We start from the raw sequence: 23,334 nt of genomic DNA, 5'->3' as shown, positions 1-23,334 counted from the left end.
CCCTCTGAACCACCACGCCCCTCTCCCCGACCCAGCGGCAAACCCAGCCCCCGGCCACCCCCGTCGCAAAACCACCGATCCGGCCCCTGCCGGCGCCACCATTCGCCGTAGTATCCTCGCCTTCCCAAGGCATCGAACGATACGGAGCGGCGGCATGAAAGCAGGGGTCTGGGTGCGGGTCTTCGGTCTGGCGCTGGTGTTCGCGCTGCTGGCCGCATGCAAATCCGGGCCGGTGCGCCGCGTGTCCGAGCCGGCCGCGCGCATTCAGCAACTGACCGTGCGCGCCGACGGCAGTTGGTCGGTGGACGTACGGATCGAGAACTTCAGCAGCATCCCGATGCAGTTCGATCGCCTGGACCTGCAGCTCAAGCTCGGCGACGACAGCGCCGGCCAATTGCAGGCGCAGCCGGCCTTGTCGATCGGCCCGGAGTCGGCCGACGTGGTCACCGTCGCGCTCAAGCCCAGCGGCACCGCCAAGCTCGCCATCGCCGACGCCCTGGCCGGCGGCCGCAGCCTCAACTACAGCCTCAAGGGCGAGATCGCGGCCACGCCCGATCAAACCAAGCAACGCGTCTTCAACATCGAGCGCAGCAGCGCGCTGAGCCCGGCGCCGGGCTTGCCCGGCGTGATGCGCTGACGGCCGCGATTCGGGATTCGGGATTGGCGATTCGCCCAAGCGAACGCCAGCCTCCGGTTCCGCCCGCCGCCTCATCCACTCCCGAATCCCCAATCTCGAATCCCGGACAGCCATGAGCACTTATAAAGCCCCCCTCACCGACATGCGTTTCGTCCTGTTCGACGTGCTCGGCGCCGAAGCGCAGTTCCAGCGCCTGGGCTACGCCGACGCCAGCCGCGACACGCTCGATGCGGTGTTGGAGGAAGGCGCGCGTTTCAACGAAACCGTGCTCGCGCCGCTCAACAGCGTCGGCGATCAGATCGGTTGCAGCCACGACAAGGCCACCGGCGCGGTCACCACGCCGCCGGGCTTCAAGCAGGCTTACACCCAGTTCGTCGAAGGCGGCTGGTCGGGCCTCACCGCGGAAGTGAAGTTCGGCGGCCAAGGCCTGCCGCACGCCGCCGGCGTGCCGCTCAAGGAAATGATCGACGCGGCCAATCTGGCCTGGGGCAACTTCCCGCTGCTCTCGCACGGCGCCACCGAAGCGCTGCTGCACCACGGCGAGGAGTGGCAGCAGGAAGTCTTCCTCAAGCCGCTGGTGGAAGGCCGCTGGACCGGCACCATGTGCCTGACCGAACCGCATTGCGGCACCGACCTGGGTCTGCTGAAGACCAAGGCCGAACCGCAGGCCGACGGCTCGTATTCGATCAGCGGCACCAAGATCTTCATCACCGCCGGCGACCACGACCTCACCGACAACATCATCCACCTGGTGCTCGCGCGCCTGCCCGACGCGCCGGCCGGCAGCAAGGGCATTTCCTTGTTCATCGTGCCCAAGGTCAAGGTCGCGCGCGACGGTTCGGTCGGCGACGCCAACGCGGTGCGTTGCGGCAGCCTCGAGCACAAGATGGGCATCCACGGCTCGGCCACCTGCGTGATGAATTTCGACGGCGCCCAGGGCTATCTGATCGGCCAGCCGAACAAGGGCCTGATGGCGATGTTCACCATGATGAACACCGCCCGCCTCGCGGTCGGCCTGCAAGGCCTGGGCCTGTCCGATCGCGCACTGCAGAACGCGCTGCGTTACTCGCGCGAGCGTTTGCAGATGCGCTCGCTGTCGGGCACCAAGTTCCCGGAACTGCCGGCCGATCCGATCATCGTCCACCCCGACGTGCGGCGCATGCTGCTGACCTGCAAGGCGCTGGTCGAAGGCGGCCGCGCGATGGGTTACGACGCCGCGTTGCAGGTCGATATCGCCCACGCCGCACCGGACGAAAGCGAACGCGCCGAAGCCGATGCGCTGATCGGTTTCATGACCCCGATCGTCAAGGCCTGCCTGACCGAATGGGGCGTGGAATGCACCTACCACGCGCTGCAGTGTTTCGGCGGCCACGGCTACATCGCCGAGCACGGCATGGAACAACTCGCCCGCGACGCGCGCATCACCACCTTGTACGAAGGCACCACCGGCATCCAGGCGCTGGACCTGCTCGGCCGCAAGGTCATGCAGATGCAGGGCGCGGGCCTGCAGGTGATGCTGAAGAAGATCGAAGCGTTCTGCGCCGAAAACGCGGACAACGCGGCGGTGGCCGAATTCGTCGCGCCGCTGCGCCAGGCCGCCGGCGAGTGGCTGCAGCTGACCATGAGCATCGGCAAGCGCGCCGCGGCCAATGCCGACGAAGTCGGCGCGGCTTCGTACGATTACTTGTTCTACTCGGGCTATGTCTCGCTGGCTTATTGGTGGGCGCGCAGCGTCGCCGCGGCCGAGGCGTCGAATCAGAGCCAGAGCTTCAAGGACGGCAAGCGCGAAACCGCGCGTTTCTACTTCAGCCGGATCCTGCCGCGCACGCTCGCGCACAAGGCGGCGATCGACAGCGGCACGGCGCCGTTGATGAGCCTGACGGCGGAGAGTTTCGGCGACTGAGCGGGAAGAGTCGGGATTCGAAAGAGCACCCGATCGCCCCTCACCTCACGCAAGCATTCCCCCCTTTGAAAAAGGGGGGTTAGGGGGGATTTGCTTTTAACCCGCGCCAGTCAAAGTTCCAGCGCTTCGTTTTGCGAGATCAAGAGCAAGAGCAAATCCCCCCTACCCCCATTTTTCAAAGGGGGGAATGCTTTACGTTGGGGGCAACAGCGATCGGGCCGATTCGAGCGTCGTCCCTCATCACGCCCCGCTCATGCCCTGACCGGCGGCACGGCGCTCTACACAAAATGTAACCGAGAGGGTATAAGCTGGTTTCCCGATGGAGACCGATAGAGCGAAGATCCGCCTGGTCAGAACCGGAACCCACGCTGAAATGCTTCAGCGTGAGCCGGACCCCTCCGGCGTCGGCGATCCTTATTCGCCCTGGACCGGCCCGCGCGCCGTCCCTCGCAACGCCCTGGAACGATTGAACTCGGTGCGGCTGTTGTCGCTCGATGCGCACGGCCGCGTGCTCGACTGGATGAACTGGCAGGAAGCCAGCTGCCTCTACGCGCGCGGCGCGGTCGCCTGGACCTTGGGCGATCCCTGCCTGCAGGTGCACGGCGGCATCAACCGTTTCACCGGCGAGCGCAGCGTGCTCGATCTGCACCCCATCGTCGCCGCGCGCGGACACGCCCGTCCCGGCGCGCTCGACCCCACGCCCGCGCTCACCAACGCCGCGCTGTTCGCCCGCGACGGCCATCTGTGCATGTACTGCGGCCACGACTTCCATCGCCCGCACCTGACCCGCGATCACGTGGTGCCGGTGTCCAAGGGCGGCCGCGACCTGTGGGAGAACGTGGTCGCCGCCTGCTTCGCCTGCAACTCGCGCAAGGGCAACCGCACCCCGCAGCAGGCCGGCATGCCGCTGCTGGCGGTACCGTATCGGCCCAGTTGGGTCGAACATCTGATCCTGTCGAACAGGAACATCCTGGCCGACCAGATGGCGTTCTTGAAAAACCAGTTGCCGAAGAACGCGCGACTCAGCGGTTAAGTCATGAAGGCCGTCACAGTATGTGGCGACCAGCCACATCCGACGTGCCGATATGCGCGCAAATGCGACGAATAACGCTCGTTGACGACCATCGTGTCGTCCCCGACACTCTTGGCCATCGACTTTCGGATGTGACCAGATGCCTCTGACCCTCGGTCTGACCGGTATGGACCCGGCGACGGAGTCTGCTTTGCAGACCGCCTTCAAGGTGGCCAATGCGCAACTCGGCGGACACTGGACCCTGGTTCCGGAACAACAAGCCCACTTCGTCGTCGTCGACATGGACAGCATGTACGGCCCGATGAGCTGGCTGCGTCTGCACGCCTCGGGCAAGGCGGTGGTCGCGCTGACCGCGGCCCAGCGCACCCAGGCCGATTATCTGTTGACCCACCCGTTCAACGCCGATTCGCTGGTGCGCCTGCTCGGCGAAATCGCGGTCCAGAACGGCAAGTCCCTGCCCGCCGCCGCGCCCGCGCCGACGGCGCCGGCCGCGGTGGTGGAGATTCCGCAACAACCCAGCACCGATCCGACCGCGGCGCTGCCGGATGTGGTGGTCGAACTGCTGCAGACCGACCTGGCCCAGGCCAAGGCCGCGGTGGCGCAGCAGGCGGCGACTTCCGCGGTCGCTCCCGTCGCGGCGACGCCGACGGCTGAGGTTTCGACAGCGCCGGCCACGCCCGCGCCCGTTGCTGCCGCACCCGCTGCCGCCACGCCCGTCGCTCCCGCACCTGTCGCGCAAGCGCCTGCAGCCCCGGCACCGACACCGGCGCCGAACGCAGGAGCCATCGCCGCTTCGTCTTCGGCGCCTTCCATCACCCTCAGCGGCGACGGCCTGCTCGACTGGCTGATGCCCGGCCGTCTGCGCGGCCTGTTGCGCGTGGGCAGCGGCGAAGAACGCATCCTGATCGACGCCGATCATCGCAAGTACCACGGCCCAGCCGCGCTCAAGCCGCTGTCCGGCCTGTTCGATCGCGGCTTCGCCCCGGCCGAATTCGAGATCCTGCCGGCGGCGCAGTGGGACAGCGCCGCGGCCCAGCTCGGCGCGCCGATGCCGCTGGCCCGGCTGGTGTGGTTCGGCAACCTGCTCGCCGGCCGCGGCCGGCTGGCGCCGGGCCACGATCCGCATCGCCGCTACCGCATGACCAAGTGGCCGCAGACCGAGCGCGAATACCCCAAGCACTTCCGCATCGCCACGGTGATGATGAAGGCGCCGGCGACGGTCGCCGAAATCGCCGAAGCCAGCGGCGTGACCGAGGCCGAGGTCGCCGACTTCATCAACGCCAACCTGGCCACCGGTTTCGCCGAGCCCGAGGGCGACCCGACCCCGGTCGAACCGGCCAAGTCCGGCGGCCTGTTCGGGCGCCTGCGCGGCCGCTGAGCCGGCTGCGCGACCGATCGTCGCAGCCGCGAGGTTGCGACGGCGTGCCGGAATCCGGCCAATGGCGGTATTCGGCACGGTTCGGCGCAGATCGGCCCGAATTGGCGTAATTTCAGCCCCGTTCGATGCCTGAGCCGCGCTTGCCGGCGGCCCGGGCCGAACTTCAAACGGTCACACTTCTTGCCCGCCTCACACTGGGGCAGGACAATACTCGACTAGCTGAATGCCAGATGGTCGTGATGATCGATTCACAGCGCTACCCGCGTCTTTCCCGTATCCAGGTCCCCGCCGATCTGCGCGGCTTTCCCGAAGAGGAACTGCCGGCGATCGCGGATGAATTGCGCGCCTATCTGATCGAACAAGTCGCCCTGGTCGGCGGACACTTCGGCGCCGGCCTGGGCGTGATCGAGCTCACCGTGGCGCTGCACTGGCTGTACGAAACCCCGGTCGACCGTCTGGTCTGGGACGTCGGCCACCAGTGCTATCCGCACAAGATCCTCACCGGCCGCCGCGATGAGATCCACACCGTCAAGCAGAAGGACGGCGTCGCGCCGTTCCCCAAGCGCGACGAATCCGAATACGACACCTTCGGCGTCGGCCACAGCTCGACTTCGATCTCGGCCGCGCTGGGCATGGCCATCGCCGCGCAGCGCAAGAACGACGACCGCAAGATCGTAGCGGTGATCGGCGACGGCGCGATGACCGCGGGCATGGCCTTCGAAGCGCTGGCCCACGCCGGCGGCATGGCCGATCCGGAACCGAACCTGCTGGTGATCCTCAACGACAACCAGATGTCGATCTCCGAGAACGTCGGCGGCGTGACCAAGATGCTCGGCCGCCTCACCGGCAGCCGCACGCTCAACGCGCTGCGCGAAAGCGGCAAGAAGCTGCTCGGCGACAAGCGCAAGCCCGCGGCCAAGTTCGTGCGCCGCTGGGAAGAACATTGGAAAGGCATGTTCGTGCCGTCCACGTTCTTCGAGGAAGTCGGTTTCCACTACACCGGCCCGATCGACGGCCACGACCTGCCCGCCCTGCTCGGCGCGATGAAGACGCTCAAGGGCCTGAAGGGTCCGCAGCTGCTGCACATCATCACCACCAAGGGCAAAGGCTTCGAACTGGCCGAGGGCGACCAGATCGGTTATCACGCGGTCGGCCCGTTCGATCCGGAAAAGGGTCTGGTCAGCAAGCCGGGCGCGAAGAAGCCCACCTATACCGACATCTTCAGCGAATGGCTGTGCGACATGGCCGCCGCCGACGAACGCCTGATGGGCATCACCCCGGCGATGCGCGAAGGCTCGGGCCTGGTGCGTTTCAGCAAGGAATATCCGCAGCGCTACTTCGACGTCGCCATCGCCGAGCAACACGCGGTGACCCTGGCCGCGGGCATGGCCTGCGAAGGCGCCAAGCCGGTGGTGGCGATCTACTCGACCTTCCTGCAGCGCGGCTACGACCAACTGGTGCACGACGTCGCCATCCAGAACCTCGACGTGCTGTTCGCGATCGATCGCGGCGGCGTGGTCGGCCCGGACGGCGCCACCCATGCCGGCAACCTGGATCTGTCGTATCTGCGCTGCGTGCCGAACATGGTGGTGATGGCGCCGGCCGACGAAGACGAATGCCGCAAGATGCTCAGCACCGGCCATCGCTACGAAGGCCCAGCCGCGGTGCGTTATCCGCGCGGCACCGGCCCCGGCACGGCGATCCAGCCGGGCCTGGACACGCTGCCGATCGGCAAAGCCGAACTGCGCCGGCAAGGCTCGCGCATCGCCCTGCTCGCGTTCGGCGCGATCGTCCCGGCCGCCGAAGCCGCGGCCGCCGAACTCGGCCTGACCGTGGTCAATATGCGCTTCGTCAAACCGCTGGACCGCAGCCTGATCCTGGAACTGGCGCACACCCACGAAGGCTTGGTGACCCTGGAAGACAACGTCGTCGCCGGCGGCGCCGGCAGCGGCGTGGCCGAACTGCTGGCGGCCGAAGGCATCGTGCTGCCGATCCTGCACCTGGGCTTGCCGGACGAATTCCAGCACCACGCCAGCCGCGAACAATTGCTGGCCGAAGCAGGACTGGATACGGCCTCGATCCGCGCCTCGGTGCTGAAGCGGTGGCCGCAGTTGGCGGCGCAGCCGGCGCAGCCGGCGCAGTCGGCCGCGGGCTGATCCGCGGCGTCGAGAGCCGCACGATGCAAAACAAAACGCCCGGCTTCGTGCCGGGCGTTTTCGTTATGGATTACGCCGTGGTCGCGTTTGCGCGGTCGCGGCTTGCGCCGCTCCTACAAGGGCTACAGCCGGTTCGTTTGCGACTGTAGGAGCGGCGCAAGCCGCGACCGCGCCAATTCGGCTACGGCGAAAGCGCGATCGCGCCCAATCAGCCCAACCAGAACGGCATCGCCACGAACGCGCTCAACACCGCCGCCGCCGCCACCTTGGTGCTGGCCTTCGGCGCCATCGTCATCAGCAACGTCCACGCCAGCGCCGACACGATCAGCGCCGCGGTCCAGAAGATCGGGCCTTGCGCCCAACCCCAGGCGTAGACGAACAAGCCGAAATCCAGCGCCAGCAATGCCCAACCCAGGCCGCGCAACGCGCGCGCGCGAGCCGGACGGAATGCGCCGGCGAACACCTGCTGATGGTGTTTTTCCAATCCCAGGCTCAGCAAGCACCACGCCGCCACGCCCAGACACAGTCCCAACCAAAGCATCGCTACGCGCTCCTCAACCGTCCGCCAACGCCGGATTGCGTCCGCCGTGCTCGCCGCCGGCGCGTTCGCGCCGCGGCTTGCGTTCCGGCGCCGGCTGCCGCGCCTTGGCGAAGGAACGCCGCGCCAGCAGCGCGAAGCCCGTCGCCAGCGCCAGCGCGGTCAGATCGACCGCGGCCAGGCTCCAATCGCCGCGGCCGATGGTCGCGATCAGATGGCTGTTCGGCGCGGTCGCCAGATTGACCAGCGGAATCAGCGCGAACGCGACCGCGTTGAGGGCGAAGAACTGGCCCCAGCCGCGTTTGTGCACGGCCGGAATCGCCGCGTACAAGCTCGCCGCGATCCACACCGCGCAGAACACCGTGATCTCCGCGCTCGCGCGCGCCGCCACGTCGGCCGGGATCAGACGATTGGCGATCACCATCGCCGCGCTCGCCAGCGGCATGCCGCCGACCACGCCCAGATTCAAAGCCTGGACCAAGCCGTAACCCGAAGCGCTGCCGGCTTCGGCGATCTTCTTGGCGCGCTTGTTCACCCACACCTGCATGCCGCTGGCGATCATCACGCAGCCGGCGATGCCCATGACGAAATACAGCCAACGCAAGGCGCTTCCGCCCCACTGCGCCATGTGCATGCCGCCGATGAAGGTGTAGGTCTTGTAACCGGCGGCCATCGGCCCGGACTGGTGCAGGAACTTGCCGTCGCCGGCGTCGTAGAACACCGAGTTGAAATTCCAGGCCACGTCGCGGCTGTGATCGCCGCCGAAGGAAATCGTCGCGCTGGTGTCGTCGGGATGGTGCACGCTGGCCCAGGTGATCGGCTGGCCCAGGCGCGCGCGCGCGTCGGCGACCAGCTTGTCGATCGGGTAGATACTCTTGAGCGGCTTGTGCGTTTCCGGGCGCTCGTAGCTGTCGCTGGCCTCGACGAAGAATTTTTCCGCGTCGCCGTTGTAGGCGGCGAACAAACCCGCCGGCATGTAGTTGGCGACGAAGATCGCCACGCCGGTGTAGGCGATCATCAAATGGAACGGCAGGCCGAGCACGCCGGTGAGGTTGTGCCCGTCCAGCCAGGCGCGCTGGCCGCCGTTCTTCGGCCGGAAGGTGAAGAAGTCCTTGAAGATGCGCTTGTGGATGACGATGCCGGTCACGATCGCCAGCAGCATGAACATGCCGGCGATGCCGACGATGTACATGCCCCAGGTTTCCGCGTGCAGGTTGTAGTGCAAGGTGAAGAAGAACTCGCCGCCGGCGGTCTCGGGAATCTTGGCGCCGGTGGCCGGATCCAGGGTGACCAGATCGGGCGTACCGACGTCGTAGTACACGCCGCCTTCCAGCGCCTTGGATCGCTCGCCCGGCAAGGTGACGTAATACGCATGCGGATGCGGCTTGGCGACCTTCTGCAATTGCTCGACCGCATGGGTCAGGCTGACGCTGTCGCCGCTGCGCTCGTGGCCGTGCAGCGCCGGCTGCATCCAGTGGGTGAGCTCTTTGTCGAAGCAGGCGATGGTGCCGCCGACGAAGATCACGAACAACAGCCAGCCGATGGTCAGCCCCGCCCAGGTGTGCAGCCAGGCCATCGCTTGCGAGAAGGTGTTCTTCATTGCGCGCTCCTCACGCCGCCGGCAACGTAGCTGGGGAGAACAACGCGACCGCGCCGAGCCACTTCGCCGCCGCCAGCAACAGCGCCGTCGCCAGCGCGGGCGCCCAGCACGCGCGCCAGGCGCTGCGCGCGGCGAAGGCGTACATCGCCGCCGCGCACCAGATGAAAAAGCTGAGCAGACTCGCCGCGACCACCCGGTCGACCCGCTCGAACGGCAGCACCATGCTCAGCACCGCGGTCGAGGCGTAGGCCAGCAGATAACCGAGCACCAGCGCCGCGAACGCGCGCACCGCGACCGCGCCGCGATAGCGCCAGGACAGCTTCGCGCGCGGCTTGCGCGCGGGCGCGGCGCCGGCGGACGGACGTTGCGAAGCGCGCGCGCTCGGAGGCGCGGACGCGGCGGCCGGATTGGCGAGGGTCTCGGTCATGCGGTATCGGTAGCGAAGGGCGGCCAAGCCGGGGCGGCATCCTGCCGGGTTGGCGGGCTCCCGCGCGGGCGGGACGGTTGCCAGTCTAGTTGGCAATAGTTCTCATTTGCAAACCTGGTCACGCCGCATCCGCGCGCTGGTGCGGCCGTTTACGGGTCGCGGCGCGCACAATCGCCTTGCCGCAACGGCCGGGTTACAGACCAGTACACAGTCCTCGGCGCGGACCGGCTACGATCCGGCTTCCCGCCCAAGCCCCGGCCTGCCCGCCCCCAGGAGCGCCACGGATGCGTCGAGCACTTGTTACCGCCCTGCTGTTGAGCGCGGCCCTGTCGGGCACCGCGGCGGCGCAGAGCGCGCCTGCCCAGAGCGCCGCCGGACCGGCCACGCCGCCGGCCGATATCCGCGACCTGGACACCCTGGTGGTCACCGGCGAGCAGCCCGGCCCGGGCATGTGGAAGATCATGCGCGGCGGCCATGTGCTGTGGATCCTCGGCACCCTGAGCCCGTTGCCCAAGGACATGACCTGGCTGTCGCGCGACGTCGAGGCGACCATCGCCGAATCGCAGGAAGTGATCGCGCCGCCGTCGGTGAGCTTCGGCACCGAGTTGGGCGTGCTGCGCACCATGATGCTGATCCCGACCGCGCTGAAGGCGCGCAAGAATCCCGACGGCAAGACCCTGGACGAAGTCGTGCCGGCCGATCTGTACGCGCGCTGGTCTACCTTGAAGGCGCGCTACATCGGCCGCGACGGAGGGGTGGAGAAATGGCGCCCGATCTTCGCCGCGCAGGAACTCTACGAAGCGGCGATCAAGCAATCGGGCATGAGCATGAAGGGCGTGGTGCAACCGGTGGTGGAGAAGACCGCCAAGCGCCACGGCGTGCCGATCACCGAAGCGCGGGTGACGCTGAAGATCGACGACCCCAAGGCCACGCTGAAGGAATTCTCCGCCAGCGCGCTGGACGACCGCGAATGTTTTTCCAAGACCCTGGCGCGAATCGAGGGCGATCTGGAATCGATGCGCGCGCGCGGCAACGCCTGGGCGGTCGGCGATATCGCCACCTTGCGCGCGTTGCCGCAGGGCGATCAGTACCGCACCTGCCTGGAAGCGCTGGCCGCGACCGGCGTGGCCCAGCGCTTGAACATCGGCGACCTGCGCCAGCGCGTGACCGCGCAATGGCTGCAACGCGCCGAGGCGGCGATCGCCAAGAACAACAGCACCTTCGCCACCTTGCCGGTGGCGGATCTGCTGGAGAACGGCGGGCTGCTCGATAAGCTGCGCGCGGCCGGGTATACGGTCGAGGATCCCTGATCGGGAACGCGATAGCGCCCCGCATCGCCGATCACTCGGCGACGCGGCGCACCTCGCCGCGATAACCATCGACCTCGACGGTTTCGCCGTCGCGCAATTGGCCGAGGATGCCGGGCAGATTCGCCACCGCCGCGATGCCGAACTCGCGCGCGACGATCGCGCCGTGCGACAGGAATCCGCCGGTCTCCATCACCAATCCGCCGGCCTTGAGGAACAGCGGCGTCCACGCAGGATCGGTGCTCGCCGCGAGCAGAATCTCGCCGCGCTGCAAGGCCGCGCCGTCGCCGGGATCGCGCACGATCCGCACCCGCCCGCGCACCCGTCCGGCGCCGATCGGCGTGCCCGACCACACCTGCCCGCCCGAGTCGCCGCGATCGGATGAGGGCGCTTCGGCAACGCTGGCGGTGTCGGCCCATTGTCCGTGTTCGACCACCAATTCCGTCTCGACCGAACTCGCCCACTGCAGCCGCGTCGCGCGCCGCTCCAGCGCCCGCGCCCGCACGTGCGTCGGCGCCAATCGGCCTTCGGCCGCATCGCAAATCTCTTCGCCGGTCAGTTCGAACACCTGCTCGACCGCGTCCAATCCGCCGATCTCGACCAGTCGCGCGCCCAACGCCAGCGCGGTGCGGCGCAAGGCTTCGAAGTACGCCATCAACGCACTGCGCGCGGCCTCGCGCTGATTGCAATCGTTGGCCGCGCTGCGCGCCAGATGGCGCAGCAAGGGCCGCTGCCACGCCGGCATGGATTCGCGCAGCCGCTGCCACGCCTGCTCTGAGAACTCGCCCTGACGGCGGCGCAACGCGATCGGGTCGCTGTCGTGCAGGCTTAAGGCCATGTCCAGCAGATAGCCCGGCTGTTCGCGCCAACGCGGATTGCGCAGATAGCTTTCGCCGATCGCGCGATGGCCGTAGCGTTCGAGAAAGGCTTCGAACTCGCGCCGGAAAGCGCTGGCCGCGGGCAAGCGCTCGCGCCATTGCGCGTCGGCGCGGGCCGGATCGCGCAACCACGCTTGCGCCTGGGCATCGCCCGCGGCCGTGTGCGCCAGCGCCATCAAGTCGTAGCCCTGTTGCGCGGTGACACTAGGTTCGCCGCCGGCCATCAATGCCGCCGTCAGCGCATGACCTTCGCCCGGGCACTGCTTGTCGATCAGATCGACCAGGCTGGTCAGGGTGCCGCCGGCCGATCCTTGCAGGAAAAACAGCGCGTCCGCGCCGCGCACCTGGGCCAGCTGCCGGCGCAACAGTTCGGCCAGCCCGCGCGTGCCCAGGGAAAGATCCTGCTCGCGCCACTGCCGCGCTTGTTCGCGCGCCCGGATCAAATCGGCCGCGGCCGCGCGCCGCTGCTTGCCGGCGCGGCGCATGTAGCGCAGCAAGCGAGCGCCGCGGCGCAGGCGGTCGCGCCAGGTCGGCGGCGGCACCGCGATTTCGTCCTGGCTGCCGCCGAGCAATCCGTTCATCGCCTTGGGCGCGATGCCGTAAGCGTCGAAACCTTCCCACTGGATCAGCGAGGCGTTCAAGTACACCCGCCCGCGATGCAGCGCCGTGTGCGGCACGCCGGCCAGCACCGGATAGCCGCCGAGTTCGTAGCCGAGCGTGAGCATGCGGTCGGCGGCGATCGCGTACACCGACCAATCCAGCGCCGACAACGGTTCGGGCAGGATTTCGCGGGTGTTGCCGCGCGTCCACCAGGTCGGCTGACGCTGCAGCGCCGGATAGGTATGCCGCGCCGCGGCGGTCACCGGCCGCGCTTGCACGATCCACACCCGCGCCCCGTCCCACACCCACTCGATGTCGAAATGCGGCCGGGCGAAATCCAGCGCGCGCGCGGCGTCCAGCGCCAGGCTCGCGATCTGCACCGCCTGCGCCGGTTGCAGCACCGCGCTGGCGGCTTGCTGCGCCGGGGTGTCGGCCAGTTCGGTGCCGCCGTCTTCGCGCGCGCGGCTGTGGCGCAGCTTGGCGCCGATGCGTTGTTCCAGCAGTTCGGGGCGGCCGTCGATGCGGCCGGTGCGCAAGCGGTATTCGTCGGCGTCGGCGATCCCGCCGACCATCGCCTCGCCCAGGCCCCAATGCGCGTTGATCGTTACCCGGTCCTCGCGTCCGCTCATCGGATCGCAGGTGAACGCCACGCCCGAGGCCACCGCCGGCAACAGCGGCATCACCACCACCGCCATCGCGGTGTCGTCGGCGGCGAAGCCGAAGCGCTCGCGATACGCGGCGGCGGCGCTGTCGTGCGCGGAGTCCCACACCTCCGCCACCGCTTGCGCCAGGGCTGCGGCGCCGCGCACGTTGAGGCAGGAACGGTGGATGCCGGCGAACGACGCGCGTTCGGAGTCTTCCTGCGGCGCGGAGGAACGCACCGCCAATGCGCGCTCGTGCCAACCGCGACGCCGCAATTCTTCGTCCAGCCGTTGCAGCAAGTCCGCCGGCACCGGATCGCCGCGGCGGCGGCCCTGGCTGGCCTCGGCGCCGATCACGAAACCTTCGGGCACGGCGATGCCGAGCCGCGCCATGCGCCCGAGCTGCCAGCCTTTGCCGCCGGCGCGCGCCGCGCCGGCCTCGGCCGCCTGCGCCCAGTCCAGCAGCGCGCTCATGCGCGTTCCTGCGCGCGCCCGGCGCCGTGGACGAACAAGTCCACCACCGCGGCGAACTCGTTCTCCAGGCGCGTCTGAGAGCGCTCCTGCGAGGCGTCGTCGTCCACCGCGACCCAGCGCATCAACGCGCCCAGGTACAGGTGCTGCAGCAGCGCGGCCAAATGCTCCGCCGGCAGGTCGGCGCGCACTTCCCCCGCGCCCTGCGCGGCCTCGATCAGGGCCTGGAACAAGCGCTCCATGCCGCTGCGCGACGGATCGCGGCCGCGGGTCCGCGCGTCCAGGCTCATGAAGCGGAACCGCAGGTAATGCGGCAGATACGGGCGCCGGCTCTGGCACCAGTCCGCGGACACCTGCAGCCAGCCCGACAGCCGCGCCACGAAGCTCTCGCGCTCGGCCAGGCTGGCGGCCAGACCTTGCGCGCCGCGGGCGATCTCGCCATGGAACTGGTGCGCCAGCAGCGCTTCCTTGACCGGGAAGTGGTTGTAGAGCGTGCCCTTGGCGACATCGGCCTCGGCCGCGATCTGCTCCATGGTCACCGCGTCGAACCCCTGGCGTTCGAACAGGGCGAACGCGGTCGCGGCCAGGTGGTCCAGGGTTTGCTGGCGCTTGCGTTCGCGCCGGCCGGGGTCGGGATCGGGGATTGGCGGGATCATGCCGAAGCCTAAATATGAACTATGGACAATTTTATACGTCGTTCAATTTTTAACGCAAGCATCGATCTGCCCTACCTCGACCCCGATCGATCCCCCTGCCCAGCCCCGTCGCCACAACGCAAACGGCCCGCCGGATCAGGGCGGGCCGTTGCAAGCGCACGAGCGCGGCGAGGGTCAGGCGGCGATGCGCGGCGAGACGATCGGCTTGGCGTCGCGGCCGAACACTTCGTAGATCCGGCGCAGCAACGCCGGGGTGTCGTCGAACACTTCGTGACGCAGACGCAGTCCAGCGTCCTCGCGAATCCAGAACTTGAGCACCCAACCGTTGTCGGTGCGCTCGAACTCGCCGGTCTTTTCCAAAGGAGTCGGGGTCATGGGCTTGCTCGCAATGCCGGCATCCTGCCCTGCCGGCCCGGGGTCGGGCCCGTTGGTTGGCCAGGCGTTATTGTCGCCGGAGGGGTTCGCACGGGCTGCGATTGCGCGGGGGCAGCGCGAAAATCTTCGTCCGAGCGCGGCGTTCGGCTGGCGCGCGTGCATCCGCCGACCTGACGAAATTCCCGATGATCCGATCGAACCGCGATCGCGGACGCCAACAAGCGAAAGCCCCGCGGATGCGGGGCTTCGCCGATGCCGAATATGCGCTTGCGGCGCTTACTGAGACATCGCCTTCTCCGGACGCTCCTCGCGCTGGCGCTGATCGTTGGCGTCCTGCGCGCGCACGTTGTTGGACACCTGCGTGGCCTGCTCGCTGCTTTCGCGCACCGATTGCTGCACCGCCTGCTGGGTGCCGATGCCGTCGGTGGCGCGGTTCAACTCGGGCCGGTCGCCCATCGCACTGAGTTGGACCACGCGCGCCAGCGATCCGTCGCGGCTCAGCTCGACCCGCTCGGGCTGAGTGATGCGTTCGCGCACGGCTTCGACAGTGAGCGCGGCGGCGAGGTTGCGGCTGTGATCGCCCGGCGGAATGCCGCGCGCGCGCTCGGCCTCGTGGACCTTGCCGAGAATCTGATTGAACAAGGGATTGTTCGGATTCTGCGGATTGGTCAGCAACTCTGGGCCGCCGACATTGCCCGGAACCGGTCGGGTTTGGTTGCCCGGCTGCTGCGGATTCGCGGCCGGCGCTTGCGGGTGCGGATGTTCGTGCGAGTGCGAATGCGGCTGCTCGCCCGGCACGGCGCGCGTGGGTGCGGCCTGAGTGCGTTCGCGCGCGGCGGTTTCGATCGCCTGACGGGTGGCGGCATCGGCCACGCCGGTGGGATCGAGCTGATGCGAACGCTGGAAATCGCGCACCGCGGTTTCGGTTTGCTGACCGTAGAAACCGGTCGCGGCGATGCGCTGCCCGCGCGCGTCGTGGAACTGCACGCCGAGCGTTTCCAGATTCTGCTGCAACGCGCGCACCGGCTCGCCGCGCTCGTTGCGTTGCAGACGTCCATCGCTCAGCGGATCGGCCGCCGGAGCCGCCGGACCCTGGGCGCGCTGCTGATTGTTCCAATAGGCTTCCGGATCGATGATCCGGTTATTGGGATCGCGCAATTGGTAATGCACGTGCTGGGCGATGTCGCGGTTGCCCGGAACTTCGCCGCCCATGGTGCCGATGGGATCGCCGGCCTGTACGCGCGTGGGCGGGTTGGTCACCTGCACCGAACGCGAATCCAGATGCAGGATCTGGTGGACGTTGCCCTGGTCGTCGCGGATGCCGACGGTGTTGTAGCCGCCGCCGGAAAACACCACCGTGCCGCTGACCGGCGAATGCACGGTCGGATGGCGCAGGTTGATGCCGCTTTGCCCGCCGACGTAGTTGAAATCCACGCCGCCGTGATCGTCGGGCCTGCCGTTGAGCGTGCGCGGGCCGAAATCGCTGGTCATGTGCGGGTTGACGCCGTTCTGCGGCGGCAGCATCACCCGCATCACTTCGTTGAACGAGCGCGGGCCGCTGGCTTGCTCGGCCGGTGCCGGCTGCGTCGGCTGCCCCGGCTGAGTCTGCGCGGGCGCAGGCTGCGACGGTGCGGTTTGCGCGGGTTGAGGCTGGGTGGTCTGCGCGCCCGGCTGCGGCTGAGTCTGGGTCTGGCCTTGAGTGCGCTCGCGCACCGCCGCATCGATCGCGGTCCGGGTCGCCTCATCGGCGATACCGCTGGGATTGAGCCCATGGGTTTGCTGGAACTTGACCACCGCTTCGCGGGTGCCGTCGCCGTAATAACCGTCCACGCCGACCGGCTGGCCGTTGGCGCGGGTGATCTCAAGCGTGGTCAGATTCTGCTGCAAGCCGCGCACGGTCCGATCGATCGAACCCAAGGTCTGCGGGCCGGCGCGGCCGTCCACCGGTTCCAGCCGCGCGCCGCGCTGATAGTTCTCCACCGCCTGCTTGGTCTCGGCGCTGAAATTGCCGTCCACCGTCAGCGGCCGGCTCTGGTTGTCGTTGATGCCCAGGCCGGCCAGATTAGATTCGAGCTTGCGCACCTCGCGGCCGCTCTCGCCCAACTCCAGCGTGGTATTGGCCGCGGCCCGGCGCGGCGCGCCGCTGGGAAGCGCGGCCAAGGCGGCGCTGACGTCGGGATCGTTGCGTTCGTTGGCCGGGTTGTAATTGGCGCTGGACACGCGCGCATGCGCGCGATCCATCGCCGGCTGCCGGGCCGGATTGTTGTAGTTGTTTTCGTAGCCCTCCGCGACCGACGCCGCCTTGGGACCGGCGTAGTACGAGACCCGCCCCTGGATCGCCTTGGCCTCATCGAGCAAGGCATCGTAGTCGCCGCCGTTGCGCAGCACGGTCTGCAATCTGTCCAGGCCGCCCGGGTACTGATTGGCGGTCTTGGCCAGGATGTTGATCGCCTCGAAACGGCGATCCTCGGAAATGTTGCGGCCGTGGGTGTTGACGATGTTCAGCGCCGTCTCGGTGGCGCTGCGGACTTGCGGATAGTCGACCTTCTCGTGAATCCATTGCTTGCCCTGCTCCGATCCCGCCCAGGCGTTGATGGTGTCGCGGGTGGAAGCGTCGATGAAACTGATCGAAGAACGCCGGCTGCCGCCGCGGGTCACCCCGCCGTCGCCGTGACTGAGCAGATCGGCGCGCAAGTCTGCGGTATCGCGAGGGAACGGCAGATTGTGGGCGCGGGCGTAAGCCGAAGCCTGGGCGATGATCCCGTCCACATAGGTGGTTTCTCCGGGCCGCAGCGCGCGGCTCTCGGTCGCCCCCAGCGGCCAGGTGCCGCGCTGGCCCAGATCGACCTGGATGGTGCCGATGCTGTAGCCGCTGTTGGCCGCCACCGCCGAGACCTGGCCCCACTCGCTGTTGCTGACGCCGGCCACCGACAGCCGGTACGACGCCGAGCCGCCTTCCGTGCCGCGACCGACGGTGAAATACACCGCGCCGGCCAGGGCATTCAAATTCCGGGTATCGATGTTCGCCATGATTCAATCCTTGAGATCGGACGACAGAGAGGGAACGAAAGGATCAGAGCTTCGCCAGTTCCAGATACGTTTCCAGGCGATCGGCTCTTTCGCTGATGCTGAGCGCTTCGGATTCGACCGATTGCAGATTTCCCAGCGGCCCGAGCTCATCGAACACCGAGGCTTCGAACGCACCGTCCTTCTGTTGCAATTGCACCCACACGCGTTGCGCTTCCACGATCTGATTGCGGCGTTCGCCTTGCAACGTGCCGATCAGTTGCTTGTAGACCTTGTTCAAGCGCGCGTCCTGGCGGCTGCGCTCGGCGGTCAGGCATTCGGCGCTGGCGATGGTTTGCGAGCCGGCGCGCTGCATGCACGCGGCGAACTCCGCGCTCAGGCCCTTGGGCGCGCGGTAGCTGCCGTCCGCAGCCGGCTGCGGCGCGCTGGCGCTGGCGCTCGCGGCGGTATCGGTGCGCGCCACCGGCTTGGCCGGCGCCTGCCCCGGAAACGCCTTGCCGAAGGCAGGGTCGACGATCTTGATCAGGGTCCAGCAACGGTCGCGGCGGAAGGTGTAGCGCAGGTTCGCGTCGGTGTCGGGCACCTCGAGGATGACGACGGCGCGGTCGCCTTCGGGCGACATCTCGCGGAACTTCAGCCCTTCCTTGGCCTGCTGCGCGCGATTGGGCATAACCGGGAACTGCAGCTTCGAGCGCGGCAGCGCCTCGACCGATTCGGCCGGCTCGGGCATCGCGGTCAGGTCGTCGAAGGCGGTGTCCACGGTTTCGGCGGTGAAAGCCTTCTGCAGCGCCGGATCCTCGGCGAAGGCGGCGACGAAGGTCTTCAGATCCTGCGACGGGCAGGCGATCGCCGAAGCCGTGCCGGACGCAGGCGCCGCGGCGGCGGCGGTCGCGGGCTTGGAGGAATCGCACGCGGCCAGCGCGAAGGTGGCGCTGGCGAGGATGCCGAGCCACAGGGGCGAGCACACGCGGGAGCGGTTGAGCGGAATCATGAGCGGCGGTCACCCCAGAGATGCGACGCGGCCGCGGTTATTCCGCTGGGGCGTCCAATGTCGAACAGCGAATGGCCGAAATATCCTGCGTTCCCAGGCGATTTGCAATCGCGCGCGCGGTTTCGCGCTGCGCTGCCCGGCCTCGCGCGAAGCGCGCCCGAGGCTCATGCGCTCAAGCAAAAGGCTGGGAACAGGCTGGAAACAGCCCGCAAACAAAAAAGCGGCCCCGGGAAAAACCCGTAAGCCGCTGATTCGATTCGCAATAATGGTCGGGACGGCCGGATTTGAACCGACGACCCTCTGCCCCCCAGGCAGATGCGCTACCAGGCTGCGCTACGCCCCGACGTGTACTGCGATGTCCGCTCGTTGCGAGCGGGCGGCAAGTATAGCCGCAACTGCGAGGATTCGGGATACAGGATTCGGGATTGGCAGAACGTGGCCGTTGCCCATCCGCGATCCCGGCTCGCCGATCCGGTTGCCGCGGACTTATCGCCGCAACAACTGCAACACTTCTTCCAATTCCATCCGCACTTGCTTGACGATCTGCGAGCTCAGCGCCGATTCGTCCTTGCCGGCGTCGCCTTCCAGACGCAGGCGCGCGCCGCCGATGGTGTAGCCCTGTTCGTACAGCAGGCCGCGGATCTGCCGGACCATCAGCACTTCATGGCGCTGGTAGTAACGGCGGTTGCCGCGACGCTTGACCGGGTTGAGGGTCGGAAATTCGGTTTCCCAGTAACGCAGCACATGCGGCTTGACGTCGCACAGCTCGCTGACCTCACCGATGGTGAAGTAGCGCTTGGCCGGGATCGGCGGTAGTTCGCGGTTACTGCCCGGATCCAGCATGCTCGCCTCCGCTGTAAGCCTCGACGCGTTCCTTCAGCTTCTGGCCCGGACGGAAGGTCACCACCGTGCGCGCCGAGATCGGGATTTCCTCGCCGGTCTTCGGGTTGCGCCCCGGCCGCTGATTCTTGCGGCGCAGATCGAAATTGCCGAAACCCGAGAGCTTCACCTGACGGCCCTGCTCCAACGCTTCGCGCAACGCATCGAAAAACGCGTCGACGAATTCCTTGGCTTCGCGCTTGTTCAGTCCGACTTCGTCGAACAGACGTTCCGCCATTTCCGCTTTGGTAAGTGCCATTGTGTCCTCTGCGCTACGCCGGGTTCGGGCGATCCGTCGCGGGTTCAGGCGCGCAATTTGGCGCCATGTTCCCGTTCCACGGCGGCCGTCACTTCGGCGACCACCGCATCTACATCCCGGTCGGTCAGGGTGCGCGATTCATCCTGCAGAATCAAGCCCATAGCGAGACTCTTGAATCCGGTTTCCACACCCTTGCCCTGGTAGCGGTCGAACAGCACCAACTGCCGCAGACTCGGGCCCGCGGCCGCATGAACGGTGGCCTGAACGGCCGCCCAGGACACCGAATCGGCGACGATGAACGCGCGATCGCGGCGCACCGACGGGTACTTGGATTGCGCCCCGGCCTTCGGGATGGCGCGCTCGACCAGACCGGCCAGGTCCAGCTCGAACGCGATCACATCCTGGTCCAGGTCCAGCGCGCGTTGTAGGCGCGGGTGCAGCTGGCCGATCCAGCCCAGCCGCTGCTCGCGGCCGCCGTCGATGCGATAGACATCGGCCGAACGGCCCGGATGGGCCCAGGCCGGCGCCGAGGGGCGGTAGTCCAGCTGCGCGCCGCTGGCCAGGGCCAGGCTGTCGAGGTCGCCGCGCAGGTCGTGGAATCCGACCGGCTTGGCCGCCACCGCCCATTGTTCGGCGTGGGCCGCGCCGCAGACCGCGGCGGCGACGCGCTGGGTCTCGATCGGCGCGCCGCCCTGCGGGCCGGAATCGCCGCTCTTGAACACGTTGCCCAGTTCGAACAGACGCACCCGGTCCTGCTGGCGCGAGGCGTTGCGGCCCAGCGCCGCGACCAGCCCCGGCAACAACATCGTGCGCATCACCCCAAGCTCGGCGCTGAGCGGATTGGCCAACGGCACCGCGCCCTCGCCCGCCTGCCACAGTTGCAGCCAGGCGGCATCGACGAAGGCGTAGTTGACCGCTTCCAGATAGTCGCGCGCAGCCAACTGGCGGCGCACGGTGGCGGCATCGACCCGGGTTTCGCTCGGCGCGATCAAGCGCGAGGCGCCGCCGGGCAAGGTCGTGGGAATGGTGTCGTAGCCGTGGATGCGGGCGATTTCTTCGATCAGGTCTTCCTCGATCGCGATATCGAAGCGGCGGCTCGGCGGCACCACCGTCCAGCCGTCGTCGCTGCGCTCGACCTTCAGGCCCAGCGCTTGCAGGATCCGCTCGACCTCGGCATCGGCCACGCTCAAGCCGAGCACGCGCGCCAGGCGGGCGCGGCGCAGCGCGACCGGCTGCGGCTGCGGCAGGTGCTCGGGCAAGGCCGCTTCGGTCACCGGGCCGGGCGTGCCGCCGGCGATGTCCAGGATCAGCCGGGTGGCGTATTCGATCGCGGTGCGCGGCAGCTCGGGATCGACGCCGCGTTCGAAACGGTGGCCGGCGTCGGTATGCAGGCCGAGCTTGCGCCCGCGGCCGATGATCGCGGCCGGGGCGAAATGCGCGGCTTCCAGGAACACATTGCGGGTCGCGTCGGTGACGCGGCTGTCGAAGCCGCCCATGATCCCGCCGAGCGCGATTACCCGCTGCGCGTCGCCGCTGCCGTCGGTGATCGCCAGGAATTGCTCGTCCAGGACCGCGTCCTGGCCGTTGAGCAATTTGGTGGTTTCGCCCGCGCGCGCATGGCGCACGCCGACCGGCCCGCGCAGGGTGTCGCGGTCGAAGGCGTGCATGGGCTGACCGAGATCGAGCATCACGTACTGGGTGACGTCGACCAGCAACGACAGCGGCCGCACGCCGCTGCGGCGCAGGCGTTCGGCCATCCACACCGGGGTCGGCGCGGTCGCGTCGACGCCTTCGATCACCCGGCCGCAATAGCGCGGCACATCGGCGCCGGCGCTGAGTTCGACCTGCATCGCCGCGTCGCTGGCGGCGGGCACCGGCGCGACGTCGAGCGCGGCGACCGCGCTGCCGGTCGCGGCGGCGACGTCGAAAGCGATGCCGCGCACGCTGAAGCAATCGGCGCGGTTGGGGGTGAGTTTGATCTCGATGCTGGCGTCGGGCAGACCCAGGTATTCGGCCAACGGGCTGCCGACCGGCGCGTCGGCCGGCAATTCCAGCAAGCCCGAGGCGTCCGGATCGACGCCCAGTTCCTTGGCCGAGCACAGCATGCCGAACGACTCGACCCCGCGCAGCTTGGCCGCCTTGATCGCGATGCCGCCGGGCAGCAGCGCGCCGACCTGGGCCAGCGGCGCGATCAAGCCCGCGCGCGCATTGGGCGCGCCGCAGACGATCTGCACGGTGCCCGTACCGGTCTCGACCTGACAGACCTGCAGGCGATCGGCTTCGGGATGTTTTTCCGCGCTGACGATGCGCGCGACCACCACGCCGTCGAGCGAGGCGCCGAGCGCGACGACTTCTTCGACTTCAAGCCCGATCGCGGTCAAGGTCGCGGCGAGCTGCTCGCGCGAGGCGCCGGTCGGGACGTGTTGGCGCAGCCAGTTTTCGGAGAATTTCATTGAAGGGCCGGGATTTGTGATTCGGGATTAGGGATTCGCAAAAGCGGGATTCGCCGGGCCGGGCCGGATTCGCTTGCGCGAATCCCGAACCCCGGATCCCGAATCCCGTTTCTCAGGCGAACTGCCTGAGGAACCGCACATCGTTCTCGAAAAAGCTGCGCAGATCGTCCACGCCGTAACGCAGCATGGTCAGCCGCTCCACGCCCATGCCGAAGGCATAGCCGGTGTAACGCTCCGGATCGATGCCGACGTTGCGCAGCACGTTCGGATGGACCATGCCGCAGCCCAGCACTTCCAGCCAGCGGGTGCTGCCGTCGGGCTGTTGCCAGGCGATGTCGACTTCCGCCGACGGCTCGGTGAAGGGGAAATAGCTCGGGCGGAAGCGCATTTCGAAATCGCGCTCGAAGAACGCGCGCACGAATTCGGCCAGCGTGCCCTTGAGGTCGGCGAAGCTGGAATGCTCATCGATCAGCAAGCCTTCGCACTGATGGAACATCGGCGTGTGGGTCTGGTCGCTGTCGCTGCGGTAGACCTTGCCCAGCGCGATCATCCGCAGCGGCGGCTTGTGCTCGAGCATGTAGCGCACCTGCATCCCGGAGGTATGGGTGCGCAGCAGACGCGCGACGCCGGCGCTGTCGGGCGGGAAATAGAAGGTGTCGTGCATCGCCCGCGCCGGATGGTGCGGCGGGAAGTTGAGCGCTTCGAAGTTGTGCCAGTCGTCCTCGATCTCCGGACCGTCGGCGAGTTCGAAACCCAGCCGGCCGAAGATGTCGGCCATGCGCTCCATGGTCCGGCTGACCGGATGCAGGCCGCCGCGCGCGGCGTCGACGCCGGGCAGGGTCACATCGATGGTTTCCGAGGCCAGACGCGCGTCGAGCGCGGCGTCGTCGAGCGCGCTCTTGCGCTCGCCCAGGGCGGTGGTCAGCGCGTCGCGCAGTTTGTTGATCGCCTCGCCGGCGGCCTTGCGTTCCTCGGCCGGCAGCGCGCCGAGTTGCTTGAGCTGGGCGGTGACGCTGCCGGACTTGCCCAGCAGGGCGACGCGCAGCGCTTCGATGGCGTCGGGAGAATCGGCCGCCGCGATGTCGGCCAGCGCCTGCTGCATCAGTTGCTCGGTCTCAGCCATGT

At 68.1% G+C, this 23,334-nt stretch carries 18 protein-coding genes and 1 tRNA gene; 6 read left to right on the top strand and 13 right to left on the bottom strand.

From position 1 onward, the window contains the following. Nucleotides 1-154: 154 nt before the first annotated feature. From V7787_RS16445 to dxs, 5 genes are all read left to right on the top strand, one after another. Nucleotides 155-637 carry an LEA type 2 family protein gene (locus tag V7787_RS16445; protein ID WP_336088671.1) on the top strand — a complete coding sequence of 161 codons (483 nt, stop codon included), beginning with the start codon at nucleotides 155-157 and terminating at the stop codon, nucleotides 635-637. Between the two features lie 112 nt (nucleotides 638-749). After that, nucleotides 750-2,540 (top strand): acyl-CoA dehydrogenase C-terminal domain-containing protein, encoded by a 1,791-nt coding sequence (locus tag V7787_RS16440; RefSeq protein ID WP_336088670.1) that lies wholly within the window; start codon nucleotides 750-752, stop codon nucleotides 2,538-2,540. Nucleotides 2,541-2,913: 373 nt separating this feature from the next. Further along, entirely contained in the window at nucleotides 2,914-3,573 is a 660-nt protein-coding gene (locus tag V7787_RS16435) for an HNH endonuclease (RefSeq protein WP_336088669.1), read from the top strand. 139 nt (nucleotides 3,574-3,712) lie between these two features. Beyond that, a complete protein-coding gene (locus V7787_RS16430) occupies nucleotides 3,713-4,951 on the top strand; it encodes a hypothetical protein (RefSeq protein WP_336088668.1) in 1,239 nt (412 codons plus the stop codon). Nucleotides 4,952-5,190: 239 nt separating this feature from the next. Then, a complete protein-coding gene (dxs, locus tag V7787_RS16425) occupies nucleotides 5,191-7,107 on the top strand; it encodes a 1-deoxy-D-xylulose-5-phosphate synthase (protein WP_336088667.1) in 1,917 nt (638 codons plus the stop codon). Between the two features lie 208 nt (nucleotides 7,108-7,315). Here dxs and V7787_RS16420 read toward each other — a convergent pair whose 3' ends face one another. Genes V7787_RS16420 through V7787_RS16410 form a run of 3 tightly spaced genes read right to left on the bottom strand, consistent with a single transcriptional unit; the run spans nucleotide 7,316 to nucleotide 9,672 of the window. Further along, the gene (locus V7787_RS16420) at nucleotides 7,316-7,648 is read right to left on the bottom strand and encodes a DUF3325 domain-containing protein (protein ID WP_336088666.1); all 333 of its coding nucleotides are present in this window, start codon (nucleotides 7,646-7,648) and stop codon (nucleotides 7,316-7,318) included. A 13-nt stretch (nucleotides 7,649-7,661) separates the two neighbouring features. Further along, nucleotides 7,662-9,245 (bottom strand): PepSY-associated TM helix domain-containing protein, encoded by a 1,584-nt coding sequence (locus tag V7787_RS16415; RefSeq protein WP_336088665.1) that lies wholly within the window; start codon nucleotides 9,243-9,245, stop codon nucleotides 7,662-7,664. A 10-nt stretch (nucleotides 9,246-9,255) separates the two neighbouring features. Then, nucleotides 9,256-9,672, bottom strand: coding sequence for a hypothetical protein (locus tag V7787_RS16410; RefSeq protein ID WP_442965316.1), 417 nt, complete (start codon nucleotides 9,670-9,672; stop codon nucleotides 9,256-9,258). A 284-nt stretch (nucleotides 9,673-9,956) separates the two neighbouring features. On the opposite strand from V7787_RS16410, the gene V7787_RS16405 reads away from it, so the two are divergent. Next, complete coding sequence (locus V7787_RS16405; RefSeq protein WP_336088664.1) at nucleotides 9,957-10,982, top strand: TraB/GumN family protein; 1,026 nt, start codon at nucleotides 9,957-9,959, stop codon at nucleotides 10,980-10,982. Between the two features lie 31 nt (nucleotides 10,983-11,013). On the opposite strand, the gene V7787_RS16400 is transcribed toward V7787_RS16405, so the two are convergent. From V7787_RS16400 to pheS, 10 genes are all read right to left on the bottom strand, one after another. Further along, on the bottom strand, nucleotides 11,014-13,572 hold the full coding sequence (locus tag V7787_RS16400; RefSeq protein WP_336088663.1) for a PEP/pyruvate-binding domain-containing protein: 2,559 nt from the start codon (nucleotides 13,570-13,572) through the stop codon (nucleotides 11,014-11,016). Continuing rightward, the gene (locus tag V7787_RS16395) at nucleotides 13,569-14,225 is read right to left on the bottom strand and encodes a TetR/AcrR family transcriptional regulator (protein WP_336088662.1); all 657 of its coding nucleotides are present in this window, start codon (nucleotides 14,223-14,225) and stop codon (nucleotides 13,569-13,571) included. Before V7787_RS16395 ends, V7787_RS16400 begins: the two co-directional genes overlap by 4 nt. A 174-nt stretch (nucleotides 14,226-14,399) precedes the next feature. Then, on the bottom strand, nucleotides 14,400-14,600 hold the full coding sequence (locus V7787_RS16390; RefSeq protein ID WP_336088661.1) for a hypothetical protein: 201 nt from the start codon (nucleotides 14,598-14,600) through the stop codon (nucleotides 14,400-14,402). Nucleotides 14,601-14,876: 276 nt separating this feature from the next. Beyond that, complete coding sequence (locus V7787_RS16385; protein ID WP_336088660.1) at nucleotides 14,877-17,630, bottom strand: peptidoglycan-binding protein; 2,754 nt, start codon at nucleotides 17,628-17,630, stop codon at nucleotides 14,877-14,879. A 43-nt stretch (nucleotides 17,631-17,673) separates the two neighbouring features. Continuing rightward, a complete protein-coding gene (locus V7787_RS16380) occupies nucleotides 17,674-18,618 on the bottom strand; it encodes a lysozyme inhibitor LprI family protein (protein WP_336088659.1) in 945 nt (314 codons plus the stop codon). A gap of 266 nt (nucleotides 18,619-18,884) precedes the next feature. Further along, nucleotides 18,885-18,961 (bottom strand) — tRNA-Pro (locus tag V7787_RS16375). A 143-nt stretch (nucleotides 18,962-19,104) separates the two neighbouring features. After that, the gene (locus V7787_RS16370; RefSeq protein ID WP_336088658.1) at nucleotides 19,105-19,461 is read right to left on the bottom strand and encodes a MerR family transcriptional regulator; all 357 of its coding nucleotides are present in this window, start codon (nucleotides 19,459-19,461) and stop codon (nucleotides 19,105-19,107) included. Next, a complete protein-coding gene (locus V7787_RS16365) occupies nucleotides 19,442-19,756 on the bottom strand; it encodes an integration host factor subunit alpha (RefSeq protein ID WP_036101930.1) in 315 nt (104 codons plus the stop codon). The genes V7787_RS16370 and V7787_RS16365 overlap by 20 nt, the downstream gene beginning before the upstream one ends. A gap of 44 nt (nucleotides 19,757-19,800) precedes the next feature. Continuing rightward, entirely contained in the window at nucleotides 19,801-22,209 is a 2,409-nt protein-coding gene (pheT, locus tag V7787_RS16360; protein ID WP_336088657.1) for a phenylalanine--tRNA ligase subunit beta, read from the bottom strand. A gap of 112 nt (nucleotides 22,210-22,321) precedes the next feature. Then, nucleotides 22,322-23,332: a phenylalanine--tRNA ligase subunit alpha gene (pheS, locus tag V7787_RS16355; RefSeq protein WP_336088656.1), complete on the bottom strand. Its 1,011-nt coding sequence runs from the start codon at nucleotides 23,330-23,332 to the stop codon at nucleotides 22,322-22,324. Nucleotides 23,333-23,334: the final 2 nt, after the last annotated feature.

The organism is Pseudomonas sp. CGJS7 (assembly GCF_036961695.1).
The sequence above is the reverse complement of the archived record's forward strand: the minus strand, read 5'-3'. Positions and strand labels throughout refer to the sequence as shown.

Coding starts and splice junctions, on each gene's coding strand:
- V7787_RS16445 (WP_336088671.1), top strand. CDS start 155: ATGAAAGCAGGGGTCTGGGTGCGGGTCTTCGGTCTGGCGCTGGTGTTC.
- V7787_RS16440 (WP_336088670.1), top strand. CDS start 750: ATGAGCACTTATAAAGCCCCCCTCACCGACATGCGTTTCGTCCTGTTC.
- V7787_RS16435 (WP_336088669.1), top strand. CDS start 2,914: ATGCTTCAGCGTGAGCCGGACCCCTCCGGCGTCGGCGATCCTTATTCG.
- V7787_RS16430 (WP_336088668.1), top strand. CDS start 3,713: ATGCCTCTGACCCTCGGTCTGACCGGTATGGACCCGGCGACGGAGTCT.
- dxs (WP_336088667.1), top strand. CDS start 5,191: ATGATCGATTCACAGCGCTACCCGCGTCTTTCCCGTATCCAGGTCCCC.
- V7787_RS16420 (WP_336088666.1), bottom strand. CDS start 7,648: ATGCTTTGGTTGGGACTGTGTCTGGGCGTGGCGGCGTGGTGCTTGCTG.
- V7787_RS16415 (WP_336088665.1), bottom strand. CDS start 9,245: ATGAAGAACACCTTCTCGCAAGCGATGGCCTGGCTGCACACCTGGGCG.
- V7787_RS16410 (WP_442965316.1), bottom strand. CDS start 9,672: ATGACCGAGACCCTCGCCAATCCGGCCGCCGCGTCCGCGCCTCCGAGC.
- V7787_RS16405 (WP_336088664.1), top strand. CDS start 9,957: ATGCGTCGAGCACTTGTTACCGCCCTGCTGTTGAGCGCGGCCCTGTCG.
- V7787_RS16400 (WP_336088663.1), bottom strand. CDS start 13,572: ATGAGCGCGCTGCTGGACTGGGCGCAGGCGGCCGAGGCCGGCGCGGCG.
- V7787_RS16395 (WP_336088662.1), bottom strand. CDS start 14,225: ATGATCCCGCCAATCCCCGATCCCGACCCCGGCCGGCGCGAACGCAAG.
- V7787_RS16390 (WP_336088661.1), bottom strand. CDS start 14,600: ATGACCCCGACTCCTTTGGAAAAGACCGGCGAGTTCGAGCGCACCGAC.
- V7787_RS16385 (WP_336088660.1), bottom strand. CDS start 17,630: ATGGCGAACATCGATACCCGGAATTTGAATGCCCTGGCCGGCGCGGTG.
- V7787_RS16380 (WP_336088659.1), bottom strand. CDS start 18,618: ATGATTCCGCTCAACCGCTCCCGCGTGTGCTCGCCCCTGTGGCTCGGC.
- V7787_RS16370 (WP_336088658.1), bottom strand. CDS start 19,461: ATGCTGGATCCGGGCAGTAACCGCGAACTACCGCCGATCCCGGCCAAG.
- V7787_RS16365 (WP_036101930.1), bottom strand. CDS start 19,756: ATGGCACTTACCAAAGCGGAAATGGCGGAACGTCTGTTCGACGAAGTC.
- pheT (WP_336088657.1), bottom strand. CDS start 22,209: ATGAAATTCTCCGAAAACTGGCTGCGCCAACACGTCCCGACCGGCGCC.
- pheS (WP_336088656.1), bottom strand. CDS start 23,332: ATGGCTGAGACCGAGCAACTGATGCAGCAGGCGCTGGCCGACATCGCG.